8 protein-coding genes and 1 pseudogene are annotated in these 14,933 nt (G+C 43.7%); 4 read left to right on the top strand and 5 right to left on the bottom strand.

The window, feature by feature from the left end; all coding sequences use genetic code 11:
• Together JGK07_RS31730 and tnpA are read right to left on the bottom strand one after the other, a co-directional pair.
• Window positions 1-240, bottom strand: a pseudogene (locus JGK07_RS31730) (RNA-guided endonuclease TnpB family protein); the annotation flags it as partial.
• Window positions 233-631, bottom strand: coding sequence for an IS200/IS605 family transposase (tnpA, locus tag JGK07_RS31725; protein WP_293185733.1), 399 nt, complete (start codon window positions 629-631; stop codon window positions 233-235). The gene tnpA and the pseudogene JGK07_RS31730, both read right to left, overlap by 8 nt.
• A 951-nt stretch (window positions 632-1,582) precedes the next feature.
• Here tnpA and JGK07_RS31720 point away from each other — a divergent pair.
• Both JGK07_RS31720 and JGK07_RS31715 read left to right on the top strand, forming a co-directional pair.
• Entirely contained in the window at window positions 1,583-2,401 is an 819-nt protein-coding gene (locus tag JGK07_RS31720; RefSeq protein ID WP_293193325.1) for a hypothetical protein, read from the top strand.
• 393 nt (window positions 2,402-2,794) lie between these two features.
• Window positions 2,795-3,742, top strand: a complete 948-nt coding sequence (locus JGK07_RS31715) for a DUF1350 family protein (protein ID WP_293193324.1) — start codon at window positions 2,795-2,797, stop codon at window positions 3,740-3,742.
• Window positions 3,743-3,791: 49 nt separating this feature from the next.
• Here JGK07_RS31715 and JGK07_RS31710 read toward each other — a convergent pair whose 3' ends face one another.
• The gene (locus JGK07_RS31710; protein ID WP_293185729.1) at window positions 3,792-5,063 is read right to left on the bottom strand and encodes a response regulator; all 1,272 of its coding nucleotides are present in this window, start codon (window positions 5,061-5,063) and stop codon (window positions 3,792-3,794) included.
• A gap of 18 nt (window positions 5,064-5,081) precedes the next feature.
• Window positions 5,082-7,799, bottom strand: coding sequence for an ATP-binding protein (locus tag JGK07_RS31705; protein WP_293198599.1), 2,718 nt, complete (start codon window positions 7,797-7,799; stop codon window positions 5,082-5,084).
• A 199-nt stretch (window positions 7,800-7,998) separates the two neighbouring features.
• Here JGK07_RS31705 and JGK07_RS31700 point away from each other — a divergent pair, with 199 nt between their 5' ends.
• On the top strand, window positions 7,999-8,202 hold the full coding sequence (locus JGK07_RS31700) for a hypothetical protein (RefSeq protein WP_293213320.1): 204 nt from the start codon (window positions 7,999-8,001) through the stop codon (window positions 8,200-8,202).
• On the opposite strand, the gene JGK07_RS31695 is transcribed toward JGK07_RS31700, so the two are convergent.
• On the bottom strand, window positions 8,185-14,418 hold the full coding sequence (locus tag JGK07_RS31695; RefSeq protein WP_293243517.1) for a PAS domain S-box protein: 6,234 nt from the start codon (window positions 14,416-14,418) through the stop codon (window positions 8,185-8,187). The two genes, JGK07_RS31700 and JGK07_RS31695, sit on opposite strands and share 18 nt — an antisense overlap.
• A gap of 261 nt (window positions 14,419-14,679) precedes the next feature.
• Here JGK07_RS31695 and JGK07_RS31690 point away from each other — a divergent pair.
• A partial coding sequence (locus JGK07_RS31690; RefSeq protein WP_293193320.1) for a transposase occupies window positions 14,680-14,933 on the top strand: 254 nt, incomplete at its 3' end.

Below are 14,933 nucleotides of genomic sequence, written 5' to 3'. Positions count from 1 at the left end.
AACACTGGTCAACGTCTGTTGGGCAACATGGGAATACAGCGCTTTAAAGTGCAGATTTTCTTTGAATAATTTGTGCAAGTCATACTTGCCCGGAATCTTCCCGGTTTTGAAATACAATTGCCGACAGTAGTAAGTCCCAGAGTTGGCTAGCTTGTTTGACTCTTCGCATACAAACTCTAGAACGCTTCTTAACTCTCGATTTGGGCTAATTAAATTTTGCTGGCAGCCATAATTAGACATTTTTTTGAGTCTCAATGTACTGTTTAATTACTGTAATGGGCGCACCGCCAACAGTTGCAATGAAGTAGCTATTAGTCCATAACGTTGGTAATCGACTTTTTAAACAAGGAAATTCTTGACGGAGGTATCTAGAGGATCGTCCTTTCATGTATCTGATTAGTTTGGCAATCCCAAACTGAGGATCGCACTCGATTAAGAGGTGAACATGATCTGGCATTACTTCCATTTCTATCAATTCACTATTAAACTCAGTCGCAACTTCTAACAATATTTCTTTTAGTCGGGCATCGACACCTTCAATTAAAACTTTGCGACGATATTTTGGACACCACACAATATGGTATTTACACGAGTAGACGACATTTTTGTTGGATTTGTAATTAACGCTCATATTATAGTTATACAGCATTAACCTGTATATGGTGCAAATCTTGCATTAAGATTTATTAAATACGCTTAGGCGGTTGAAACCGCCGCCGACTTATCCCCGTGTCGTTAGCCAGGGGCTGGCGTCTCGTTCTTCGGTCAAACTTCCAAGGAGAGACAACCCACTATCGCTACTGTGCCGGCAATTTCTACAAGAAAAGGAACGAGCAGAGCGGTTCGGAGAGGAACTTGGCTGAAAATTCGGGAGAGAGGTAATACCATTTTAGATTTTAGATTTTAGATTTTAGATTTTAGATTTTAGATTTTAGATTTTAGATTTGGGAAATTGTTATCAATTTCTAATTCCCGCTCGCTGTTTTTATAAATACTCATGTTAGTAATCTCCCGCCCGCTCAAACTCACTAGCCGATTTGATTTTTGTGGCAATATTTTTGTTCCAGTTTCAGAGGGTATTGTCGGAGACTTGCAGGATTTTAGAAGCTTCTAGGCGGGGTGAAAGAGCGGGTCATTGTATTGATTTGGAGGTTCTACGGCATTTTCCTACTTTATTGAATGAATTTGATTACTTTGAAGTTACAGTTCGCGATCGCAAAAGTAACGTATTTCTGTTATTGTTCGCGCTCGTCTCGAAATCTCAAAGCCTTGCCACACAGTCATCATGCGCCCAAGATTGACTTATTATAATCTATCGCAACTGCCAATACATCCGTTAGATCTAAATTGCTCGTTGCCGAACTTCCTTTTTCCTTGTGCGATAAGAACGATCGCCCTTTTAGCAAATTCTATATTCACTGTCAACCAGCACGGTTGAGCTAGCCCGATCGGGTTAGCTTAAATGAGTGTCACTCAAAAAAGTGACTGGTAACTAACTTGTACCCCCGGTTATCAATAGATATAGCGAGGGAAAAGCAAAAAACAAAACTTTTGTGCTCGCACAACCTACTTAGATAAACACATGGAAATTTCAACTTTTGAACTCTTGGCAAAGCCCATTGCACCTTCAGTGCCCACCGCACCAGAACTCACTCCAGTGCTTCGGCGGGTCGTTCAAGGATACTTTCTCACCATCTCTAATCTCGAAGCGATCGACTTGCGATATCGGATTGAGTTTGCCGTTAGTTTGCCCGTACCGCCAGATCCTAATAAAATCCCGATCGACGGCGTTAACGTTCGCTTAATTATTGACGTTGAAGGCGCTAACACCTTTATACCTCTGACTCAGATCGGATCTAGCAACATATATCGCGGGTTTTTCAGAATACCTGCTGGCAAAACTGCATCTGTTGAATTGTTACCTCTTGTGCCAGCAGTTCTCACTTCGGGTAGCCTAGAAGTACGGGGATATGTCTCGCTGTTTTTGCACGCCCGCCGCTTCTTTCCAGGCCCCGTACCTCCAACCAAACAAGGAGCCAGAGTGTTGCTGAATCCAGAAATTCGGGGTACTTTTTTGCCGAATGGTTTTCCAGGTGTGGTTGGGGATCTAGACTTCGATCAAATTAATTACACTCTGGCGATCGCTAGCGGAAAAGCATTGAATGTGCTTCCTCCGGCAATCTCTGGGCCAATTATTATCGATCCACCAATCATACTGCCGGTTTTGGAAGAGTTGCGCGATGGTAATTTGGAGTTAGCTAGTTCAGACGCAGACAATTCAGAAAAAGCTCAAATGCTAGTACAACTTCTGGCGGAACTTGAACCAAATGAGGCCAATTTGAAGGCGCTAAATACCGTGATGAACAAGTTCGATATTCCCGTTAAAATGTCTCACTGCTAGAAAAGAAGGGAATTATCCACCAACTCTATAGGGTGGGAAATACCTAAAATCTCTGGTATAGCAGTTCTCAAGTAGGTGAGGTACGTTGTTGGGCTTGGGCCCTCTTACCATAGGTTATACGGTAAGCTCGCAGACACGCCAACAACTCAGATCGCAGTCATACCTCACCTATCTGAGAAAGGCTATAGCCTTTCTCAAAAAGATGAGGTATGAATGACAGCTTATATAAGCACTAAACCTATAGGGCTCGCATCCCAACAACGTACCTTACCTATCTGAGAAAGGCTATATGTAGGGTGCGCTCCCGCCGCGCACCTTGCCGCTAGTTTGTAGTGAGGACTTCAGTCCTCACTACAAACGTTAAAAATCTAAAATGGTATGAGGATTATTCGGATGCAACCAGTATTTAAGTTTCAGCCAATTTCTTTTAGTTGGGTAGCGCTTCACCCCCAGCCAAAAGGTGTCATTCAATTTATAGGTGGCACTTTTTTTGGCACTTTTCCTACTGTATTTTATCGAGATTTCTTAAAAAAGTTGTTTGCAGATGGCTATACAATTGTTGCTTTGCCGTTTAGGTTTAGTTTTCGCCACTGGCCGATCGCAGTTAGTTTATTGCAAGAACAGGAGATACTTAGGAAAGAACTAACGGAAGTTGCGAAAAAATTGGGTTGGGAGTCGGATATTTATCAAGAGCGATCGAGCTATTTTTGGGTGGGTCACAGTTTGGGATGCAAGTACATCGCTCTTTTAGAGTTTTTAAGCGATGCCAATTGGCAAAATATTGCGAATCAATGTTATGGCCAAGATGAAAACCGACAGATTCAAAAGTTAATCTACAATAGCAGTATCGAGACACCTTCAATTAAAGGTCAACCCTCTTTATTAATTGCTCCCGATATCAGCAACACCGAGAGTGCAATTCCGATTCGAGCCCTCGCAGTGCTGTTAGACAAACTAGGTTTGGGAGTGCGGCCGACAAGAGCAGAAACTCAGTGTTTTATTGCTAGCAGTTCTTTGTTTAATTTAACTGCACTGATTTCGTTCGATCGAGATGACATAGCAGGCTCAGTTAGGGATATTGACAAAAGTTTGGAAGTACAAAAAAACAGCGATGTGCTGTGGTTGGTTGAACAGTTGAAAGCTAGAGATTTACCAGTTTTAACTCGGGAAATAGAAGGCACTCATTTATCCCCTATCGCTATCGAAACTGGCAATTATATTGTTGGGTTAAATCATTTTAATGCCTTCATCAAGCCGATTAAATACCGATTGCTTGAAGCTGAATGCGTTAAATTTTTAAGCGCTTTGAAGCTCAAGTCCGCACCCAAGGTCGATCGATAATATCACATCCGATTGCGCGATCGAGCGACTGGGCACAATGTAATATTTTTTACACCGGAAGTTCGATCGCAAATTCTGTCCCTTCACCCAGCACAGAATGGCAGATTAACTTGCCGCTGTGGGTTTCTTCTACGATAGACTTAGCGATCGCCAATCCCAATCCCGTCCCCTTGCCAACCTCTTTCGTAGTAAACAGATGGTCGAATATCCGCGATTTTACTGACTTTGGCATACCAGAGCCGTTGTCTTTGATACTAATTTCTACGGTAGAAAGGTCGATCGACATTTGAGTAGAAATAATAATTCGCTCAGGATCGGCTTCTAATTCCGCATAGGTTCGCCCAACGCACGCTGCATCCAAAGCATCGATCGCATTGGCGAGAATATTCATAAACACCTGATTTAATTGTCCGGGAAAACAATTAATTTCTGGCACATCGCCGTAGTTAGCAATCACTTCAATGGCTGGACGCAGATTATTTGCCTTGAGGCGATGGCGCAAGATCAGCACTGTGCTGTCAATACCTTCAGCCAGGTTAAATTTCTGCTTTTTATCGCTGTCGGCGCGGGAAAAAGTGCGGAGGCTTTGACTAATAGATACGATGCGATCGCCCCCATCCTTCATGGATTTAACCAGTTTGGGCAAATCTTCCCGCAGATATTCTAGATCGATCGTGTCTAGAGATGCCTCAATTGTCGGGCCGGGTTCGGGGAACCGTTGGCGATATAGATCGATCAAATCAAATAGATCGTTAATGCTATCTTCCACAGCACTGACATTACCTACGACACAAGCAATGGGATTGTTAATTTCATGAGCAACACCCGCCACCAGTTGTCCCAGAGTGGAGAGTTTTTCTTGCTGCACCAATTGCAATTGGACTTTCTCCAACTCATCGGTACGTTGTGCCACTCGTTGTTCTAAGGTGTCGGCTAGTTGCTTTAGACGCCAGTGAACTTTCACCCTTGCTAATACTTCCTGAGGTTCAAAAGGTTTGGTAATGTAGTCCACCGCCCCCAAGGATAAGCCTTGGATTTTATTCTCCGTATCTGCCAAAGCCGTCATAAAAATTATGGGGATACCTTGAGTAGCGGGGTCTGATTGGAGGCGGCGACAGGCTTCAAAACCGTCCATTTTGGGCATTTGCACGTCGAGTAAAATTAGGTCTGGGTGAGCATAGGCTACCATAGCTAGGGCTTCTTCACCATCCACTGCCATGCGAATTTTGTAGTTGGCGGATTTCAAGGTTTTGGAGAGGATAGACAAGTTGGTGGGATTGTCATCCACAATCAAAATAAAGGAATTGCTTGAGTCAATCATAGTTTCTAATACTACACATTAAGCGAGATACTGCTGAATAAATGCCCGTAGTTGTTTGATCTCGCACGCCTCGGCCATCTGGATAAGTTCTCGGACAAAAGCGGCATTATCCCCATCGGAAATTTGCTGGGCGACTTCCATCACTCCCTCTAAATCGCCCATTTTGGCTAGTTGAGCAAGTTGGGTCAAAATGGCGTCAGATGGCGGCTTAATTTCTTGAGCTACATCCAACTCCCAAAGTTGCTCGTCTTTGGGATCCTGATAAATCCACTCTAACTTTAAATACTTTTGCACTTGTTCTAGCAATATTTCAGCTTGGATGGGTTTGGGTAAGAAATTATTGCCCCCCGCTTTAATGCTATTGAGGCGATCGATCTCAAAGACACTGGCTGAAGAAACCAGCACAATGTGATGTTGTAGTTCTGGATGCGATCGCAATGAGTGCAAAAACTCAAACCCGTCCATGACTGGCATGGATAGATCGGTAATAATCAAATCCGGTGCAGTCTGTAAAACTTGCTGGAGTCCTTCTTGTCCGTCGCTAGCTTCAATAATTTTAAAACCAATTGGTTCCAAAAGATTCAGCAATACCGAACGATTTTCCCAGCGGTCATCGATCAATAAAATTTTGCGTCGTTTCCCAGCATAGCCTAGGATAGTTCTCTGAGAAACAACTCTCGAATCCGCAGCCCAATCCTTCTCTTCGGGCAATTCTACTTCAAAGGAGAAGGTGCTACCTTCCCCGGAAATACTTTCGACTTTAATTTCACTACCCATCAAGGAGACAATTTTATGGCTAATTGCTAGTCCTAATCCAGTACCTTCGGATTGTTTTTTGATATCACCTACCTGTTCAAATGGCTGGAATATCTGCTCTAGTTGTTGCGGGGTAATTCCGACTCCGGTATCTTTTACTGAGAAACGGAGAGTGCAAAAATCCGGTCGATCCGTTGTTTCAACTCTCTCAACTAAGAAGGTCACGCTGCCTTGATTCGTGAATTTAATGGCATTACTCAACAGATTAATTAGTACCTGACGCAAACGCTTTTCATCCGCCAGGACTCCCATAGGTAAGTTATCATCTGGGAGAAAGTCGAAGGTAATTCCTTTTTGTTGCGCTCGAATACTGTTGATTTCTACAACGCTTTGGAGAAAGGAAGGAAAGTAGAAGGAGGCGGGATAGATTTCTAGTTTACCTGCTTCGATTTTAGAGAGGTCAAGGATATCGTTAATTAGGGTGAGCAGGTGGGAGCCGCACTGGTAGATGATGTTAACGCCGTTACTTCCTTTCGAGGTGAGGGGTTCGCTGCGTTGCAGAATCTGAGCGTAGCCGAGGATGCCGTTAAGGGGTGTGCGGAGTTCGTGGCTCATATTGGCGAGAAATTCGCTTTTGGCGGCGTTGGCGTTGTCGGCTAATTCCTTTGCTTGTTGAAGTTCTAGGGTACGTTCGGCAACGCGAGCTTCGAGGACTGTGAAGGAGGTTTTGAGTTGCGCTGCCATTTGGTTGAACGATCGCGCTAACCCTGCTAATTCTTTGATATCGTTAATCTCGACTGTGCGATCGAGTTCACCCGTGGCAATGGCTTCACTGGCTTGTTGCAATTTCAGAATCGGATCGGCAATCCATTGGGAAGTATATATACCGAGAACGGTTGCCAAAACCAACGCACCCAAACAGAGGATAATTGTGGTGCGAGTGTTGGCATTGATTTGTGCCATGAAAGTTGATTCAGGGACTACAATGACGCCGATCCAATCGATACCTCGTTTGTCGTTAATAGTTGAAATTTGAATAAACTGACGTTGGTTTCCCAGCATAAAATCAAGCTGCTGACTTTCGGCAATGTTGTTAAAAGTGCCAAGTCGTTCGAGGATTGCTTGGGCTGTTTGACGCATTACATAATTTTCAGACTTGACGGCAGGAATTTGTTGTAATTCATTTTTTTTGCGATCTATAATATAAGGCTCTTCGATCGTGGAACTTGCAATCAGGTTGCCCGATCGATCGATGATAAACGTTTGTCCTGTTTGATTCACCTGTAGATTGTTGAGAAAGCTATGAATCTTGCTAATCCGAAAAATATTGTTTTGAACTCCTAATAAATTTCCATCGCTGTTGTAGATCGGCTGGGTTAGAGCAATTGTCGCCTTCTTCGTCGTCTGGCCCAAGTAGGGCTGAGATGTCCAGATTGGTTTTCCGGCTTTCAGTGCAGCTAAATACCAGGATCGAGTCCGAGCGTCAAACATTGGTTGAGTTTCTATCAACCTAGTCCGTTGACCTCGATCGCCCAGACTGTAGATTTGACGCTGAGGCAGATTCGCTTTGTCACCAACCCGAGAAACGATGCCATCCTTTAATGTATCCTCTAAGGTAATACTTGTGCCATCAGTTAAAGCAATTTGCATGAATTCGACAGTATCTTGGCTGACCAACCGCCAAAAAGTCCGTTCTAGTTTGGTGACATCTGTTAAATCTAACCGCCCCTCTTGACCCGCGGCCACGATCGTTTGCCCTACAATATAAGGCTTGTCTAGATAAGCCAGGACTTGCAGGTTGAGGCGATCGCTAATCTCTTGACGCAACTGACTGGAAACATCATTTACTGCTTGCTGTCCGTTACGCAGCGACAGATAACCAGTCAGTCCGACTGCGGCAAAGATTTGCAAGACAAACGGAACTACGAGTACAAGTCGTAAAGGTAGAGTTTTAGCGGAATTCGCGTTAGATTTCATCATAGGTAAGTCGATTTTAGATTTATTGCCACATTGAATCTGCGAGGTTTGGTGCATCTGGCGCAAGGCGAATATATCCGTAGGGGCGAAGCATGACCGCAATCAATATGAGATTATAACTAATAACTTATATGCGGTCATGCTTCGCCCTCTTCCTTGCGCCAGATGCACCCGGGAGGTTGAGCTTTGGTCTCCAGGTTTTATGTTCACAGGCGATCGTACCCTGACCTTTGCCACCAATGGTTCGATCGCTATTCCCTATTTTAAGCTGCGATCGCAAGCCATTTTATTAACTTTTACCATAAAAAAAATTAAAATCAGACTATTCATTACTCCAATCCTCGGACTTCTAGGTAGAGGTCGCTCTCAAACTGTCAACTGTCAACTGTCAACTGTCAACTGTTGAAATATGGCCTTTAATTGGGAGCGAGATTACAAACTCAGTACCTTCACTTAGAGTTGATGCCACCTCGATAGTCCCCCCGTGTTTTTCTTCTACGATCTGTCGGGCGATCGCCAATCCTAACCCAGTGCCTTTTCCCACACGTTTCGTGGTAAATAAATGATCGAAAATGTGGGATTTTACTTCTGACGACATTCCTTTTCCGTTATCCGCGATCGTCACTTTTACACCTTCACTTTCCAGGTTCGTCCGAATCTCGATCCGATTGGGATTAGCTTTAATCTCAGCAAAACTGCGTCCTGAATTAGATTCATCTAGCGCATCGATCGCATTCGCCAGAATATTCATAAATACCTGATTTAGTTGTCCGGGGAAACAGGCAATTCCCGGAATTTTGCCATATTCGGTGACAACTTCAATGGCGGGACGATGTTCGTTACCTTTGAGACGATGCCGCAAAATTAGGACTGTACTATCGATGCCTTCGTGCAGGTTGAATAACTGCTTTATATCGCTATCGTTACGGGAGAAAGTGCGGAGACTTTTGCTAATCGATGTAATGCGATCGGCCCCATCTTTCATCGCCTTGATTAATTTTGGTAAATCTTCCCGTAAATATTCCAGATCGATCGCTTCTAATTCGTCTTCAATTTCCGCATCGGGTGTAGGAAACTTTTTCTGATAGAGATCGATAACTCCAAATAAGTCGTTAAGAGCATCCTGTACCGCACCGACATTACCGACAATGCAGCCCACGGGATTATTAATTTCGTGGGCAACACCAGCAACTAAATTACCCAAGGCTGACATCTTTTCACTTTGAACCATATGTAATTGAGCTTGCTGCAATTCTTGTAAAGCCTGTTCTAAGGCGTGGGTTTTTTGTTGAATAATGGTTTCTGCATTTTTGCGATCGCTAATATCTCGCACAATACCTTGGAGTCCTATAGCATGACCTTCAGTATCTTTGATGGGAGTCATGTTTAGTGTTACCCACAGATAGCTGCCGTCTTGGCATAGGTGACGAAATTCTATATCTTGCTGGTTCGTGCCTTGCTCAAGCGCAACTTTAGCCGGTGCCAGCGCCATTTCTAAGTCATCGGGATGAATTAAATATGTTAAGGATTTTCCAACCCAATCAGACGGGGGGAATCCAAACATCGTCTCAAATTGGGGAGAGAGGTAGGTAAAGATGCCATCTGCCTGGGCAGACCAAATCATGTCATTTGCCCCTTCCACCAATCTTCGGAATTTAGCCTCACTCTCAGCCAGGGCAGCTTCAGCGTGTTTGCGATCGCTAATATCTCGGAAAATTACTAGCGCATGACGCTTGCCGTTGTAGTCACAGGAAGTTGCTTTAATCTCAATGTCAAAAATTGTGCCATCTTTGCGGATACATCGCCCGCGATGATTAAAAATCTGCCCGCCTCGGATAGTCTCAATAAATTTGGCAAATATGGAAAGTTCTTCAGCTATCACAAAATCTGGCGGAGATAAAGCCAGAAACTCTGCCTCAGAATAGCCAAATATTTTACATACAGTTGGGTTGATCGCAATTGTGATACCTGTCTCTAGATCGACAATTGAGAGTCCATCTGTGACTGATTCAAAAATGCTGCGATACTGTTTTTCTTGTTGAGCTAATTTATCGGATTTCTCTTTTTCTCGCTGATATAGCTTGGCATTTTCGATGGAAATAGCGGCTTGAGTGCAGAGAAAGTTAAGAGTCAGGATGCGATCGCGCGTAAACGCACCACTGGTTCTTTTATTCTTCAAATATACAATGCCACGTAATTGACTTTGATGCAAAACAGGCAGACACAAAATGCTCTTGGGCTGTCGCTGGAGTAAATACTCGTCAATCACTGGCAAATCAGTCTTGAGATTGTCGATGACAACCACTTCCTGCGTGTTTTTGACATACTGAATCAGTTTTATCGGCAGAGCCTCATGCCCCTCCAGGGGAGTAGCGCTAATATCGATTTCATCGAGAGTTGCGATGACTTGGACATACCATTCCCCAGCTTCATTGGGAACTATCATCACGAAGCGTTCAGCCCCAGAGTTTTGTAAAATGATTTGGCTGAGTTGATGCAGGAGCTGCTCTAGTTGAATGGTTTCAGAGAGGCTTTGAAAGGCTTTGAGGAGCGTGGCAAAATCCAGAGCGGTGTTAATGCTCGTGCTTGAAGACTGGGTAGGATTGGTAGAGGTGTTAATAGAGGAATGAGGCGCAAGAGCAGTAATTGTTGTCAGTGTTTCCAAGATAGTTAGAGATTCGGTACCTGCATAGAGAATGGGGCGCAGTAAATTGGGATAACGATTTTCTAAGTCATCGGTTTTGGCTTTGGCTCCCCAACGGGCATAGCAGTAGTAAGCTTCTTGCATATAGCCGGAGGCGACTTTTTCTTTGCCCCAATCTAGATAGAATTTGGCTGCAAGTTCGTTGGCGAGGGCTTCTTCTTGAATGTATTTGTTGGCTTTAGCGCCAGAAATGGCAAGATCGTATAGATCGATCGCTTCTATTCTTTCACCCAGCACTCGCCGATGCTCCGCCGCCACCAGATCGTATTTATGTTGGAAGTTCATCGGAGCTTGGCTAGCCCTTTGTTCAAGCTGTGTGAGTTTGCTCTGAATGCGATCGCCCAATGCAGATTTTTCTGGCTGCGTGCTGGGTTCAAGAGCCAAATCTGCTAGCACCGCATAAAATTCGGTGACAATAACAACAAGCTGAGTCCGCGTAATCGGATCGCAGCGATCTAGTAGGGAAGCAATGCGTTGAGCGGTGTGATAATCACCAAAAAGATAGCTATAAACGAGCTGATTGTGAATGTAATAAATAAAGACAGGAATTCCCGGATTCATCTGTTCCCAATCGCTCGGGAAACTGGGTGCAGGAATTTTCCCTTCTAAGCTCAAGATACCCTGGTGATTAGCTTGATGGATGGCGAAACCAATGCCAGCTTCTCCGATTTGCCCCATCCACTGGCTATACTTTTCCATTTCAACATGGACTGTTGCTAAATTGTTTCCAGCTAAATAAGCTAGATTGCAGTAGTTAAAAGCACTATAAGTGGCGTGTTCATAATCACCAGTTTCTATAGCCAGGGTGTAAGTTTGTTGCAATTTTTCTACAATCTGATGTGCTGAAAAATGCCAATGTTGAGTAAAAAGATTGACTAAGAATGTGGTCATGGCAGCCAGTTCGCGGGCTTCGTATCGATCGATAAGTTGGAGTGCTAATTGTCCAAATTCATAGGCAGCGGTTTTATCTCCTAACATTCCACCCACTAACATCGCGTAGTTTGCATAACCATGAGTATGAGGAGCAGCATGACCATTGTCTAATCCAAGTTTGGTTTGTGCTAATACTAGCAGGGGGAACAACATCGGATCGCCTAAAAAGGCGGCGGGAGAAATTCTCAGTAATAGATAGCTGGCTGCCAGTTTGTAGGGATCGTCAATCGCTGGAGATTCTAATAAGTCCTCGATCGAGCGATCGGCAAGTTTAGCTTGTACTTCCTGCAAGCCCATGATGATATCCTGGGGCTGGGGCTGGGACGGAAAAGTGATGCCTAATGTCTCTAAGAGCGATCGCCCGAGAGCAATTGCTTCGGAAAAGCGACTTTGAAGTTTCAAGCCCTGTAGGCGAATGTCCTGCATCGGTAGGGCTGTTAAGAAATCAGGGCTGTGTTGGAGTGCAGTGTCAATGCACCGATCCATCAACTCGAATTGACTGCACAGACAGGCGGCTTGGGCAAGGCCTTGATGCAGCTTGCGAGTCAAGGTATCCTGTCGATCCCAGCAGTCGGGTGGCAACAATTCGATGCCGGTGCGACAATAATCTACGGCAGCTTCGTAAGCAGTAGAGGCGATCGCTTTGTCACCTGCTTCTAGATTCAGTTGAGCCAACAGTAATTGTTCCGATAATTGGTTAATTAATGCTCTTCCCAAATTCAGTTGATTCACTAACAAAAATACTTGCTTTGCCCTGTTTGCAGATAAACTTTTAGCTAACAGTAATCTGCCAATTTTGAGGTGAATTTGGGATTTTTGATACTCAGGAATGAGAGAATAGGCAGCTTGTTGGATGCGATCGTGGAGAAATCTGTAGAGTGCAATCTGTGAATTTTCGACTAAATCCTGGGTTTCTCGTTGGATATAAAACTTGTAAACTTCACTTTGAGGTAGAATCAAGCCTTCTTGCAAAGCTTGCCACAATGTTGTTGACGTTTCCGTCTCAGATTGCTCAAATGCGATCGCCAGCGTCTTCAAATCGAATTCGTTGCCAATACAAGCAGCCAGTTTCAACACCGCTTGTGTTTCCAGTGGCAGTTTCTGCAACTGCAACGCCATAAACTCCACCACATCATCCGTGAGTGCCGCCTCCCGCACCCGGACAATATCGCATTCCCAATGTCCGACTTGGCTGTCAAACTTAATCAACTCATCCTGATGGAGTGCCTTGAGAAACTGAGTGGCAAAAAATGGATTTCCTTGGGTTTTTTGTGCAATCAATGCCGTCAACGGTTGCGCTAACGCCGTATCACAGTTGAGCGTATCTGCAACTAATTGATTCAAACTAGATTGGCTTAATGGCTTTAGGGCGATCGTACTCACAATTGCCTCAGTTTTGCTCACTGAATCCAAGGTCAGCATTAACGGATGGGCTCCGGAAACTTCATTGTCGCGGTATGCTCCAATCAGCAGCAAATAGCCTGTTTCCGATGCCATTAACAGTTGCATCAAATTCAGTGAAGCGGAATCTGCCCACTGCAAATCATCCAAAAAGATAACTAAGGGATGTTCTGGTTTTGTGAAGACTTGAAGAAACTTTTCAAACAATGAATTGAATCGATTTTGGGCGGCTGTTCCCGACAGTTTAGTGGCAACAGATTGTGTGCCGATAATTCGTTCCAGTTCAGGAATTACTTCAACAATTACCTGCCCATTTTCGCCAACCGCTTCTAGAATCTGTGTTTTCCAGGTTTGTAGTTGGGTGTCCGACTCGGAAAGCAGTTGCCCCATCAGATCGCGGAAGGCTTGCACAAAGGCAGAAAAGGGAATATTGCGATTAAACTGGTCAAATTTCCCTTTAATAAAATAACCCCGTTGCCGGACAATGGGTTTGTGAACTTCATTCACAACAGCCGTTTTGCCAATGCCAGAAAATCCAGAAACCAGGATCAATTCACCCCCCCTTTGTCTACCGTTGCTAAGGGTGGATGACAGGGGAGTCGCTACTCGATCGAATGCTGCTAATAGTTTTTGAACTTCGATTTCCCTGCCGTAGAGTTTTTCAGGAATCAGGAAGCGATCGCAAATATCCCGTTGTCCCAATTCAAAATGCTCAATTTTACCAGTTGCTTGGAGTTGAGCAAAACAAGTTTCTAGATCGTGTTTTAATCCTAATGCACTTTGATAGCGTTCTTCTGCATTTTTCGCCATCAACTTCATGACAATATTAGCAATTGCCTGCGGAATATCTACACTTTTAATTGTTGATTGTGGATTTGTTTCTTGTCGAAGAGATGGCGGTTGTTTGGCAATATGATAGTGAACTAACTCCATCGGATCTTGGGATTGAAACGGCAAATTTCCTGTCAGCAGTTCGTAAAAAGTAACTCCGAGGGAATAAAAGTCGGTTCGGTAGTCAACGCCTCGGTTCATTCGTCCTGTTTGTTCGGGAGAAATATAGGCGATGGTTCCTTCTAAAACGTTGGGATTATAATAAATTTCTTGCGTTTCTCGTGGCAGTAAAGAAGCGATGGAGAAGTCGATTAGTTTGATTTGCTTGGTTTGCGGATTAATCAGAATATTAGCTGGTTTAATATCTTTGTGAATGATGCAGTGGTTCCCAAGTATATCTAATGTATTGCTTAGGGCGATCGCTATTTGGAAAAACTCAACGAGAGATTTTACTGTTTTGCCTTTTCCAGTCCACTCTTTTAGAGAAATTCCCCCGAAGTCTTCGACAATCAGCGCATAGCCGTTGCGGTAGGGTTCCAAGCTGTAGGTTTGGATGATTCCGGGCAAGTTGAGGTTTTTGGCGATCGTGTACTGATTGCGAAATTGGACGAGTTCGCTGAAGCTGGGATACTCGCTATGCAAGACTTTGATGGCAACGGGCTGTTTGTCGTCTGTGCGGAAACCTCGATAAACTACGGTGCGAGTGCCTGAGTAAATGCGATCGATAATTTGATAGCCAGTTAGTTCTATCATAACGATAGTTATTTTTTTATTATTTTTGATCTAACTATTATAATCTAGTAATTATCCAATAATGCCAGTAAAAATACTTAAGAAAATAACAAAAACGATACCCAGTAATACCAATTTAATGTGAAGTTGCACATATCTCGATCCCCCTAAATCCCCCTTAATAAGCTATGCTTTATAAACATCTTTCTTAACAATAAATTTGACAAAAATCAACATCTGTGCTGTTAAACGATCGGGCGATCGCCCAGGAATGAGATTAAAATGATCGATCAATGGGTAAGGGAAGAATTAGAAAAGACTCAATTGGGAGATGCAAGAAGAACAAATAGATTCATGAAAATTGTTTCTAACTTGAGTGATAAACCAACATCCAGTGTACCTGAAGCTAGTGGTACATGGGCAGAAACTAAGGCTACTTACGATTTTTGGGATTCACCATATATCAAACCATCTCAGCTTAGGAAAGGACACGTAGATGCGACGGTTTCAAGAATTAAAAATCATCAAATTATCTT

The sequence above is a fragment of the Microcoleus sp. PH2017_24_DOB_U_A genome (genome assembly GCF_020738205.1).
In the GTDB taxonomy this organism is placed as follows: domain Bacteria; phylum Cyanobacteriota; class Cyanobacteriia; order Cyanobacteriales; family Microcoleaceae; genus Microcoleus.
Note: the sequence above shows the minus strand (reverse complement) of the source record. Positions and strands in the feature narration are given on the sequence as shown.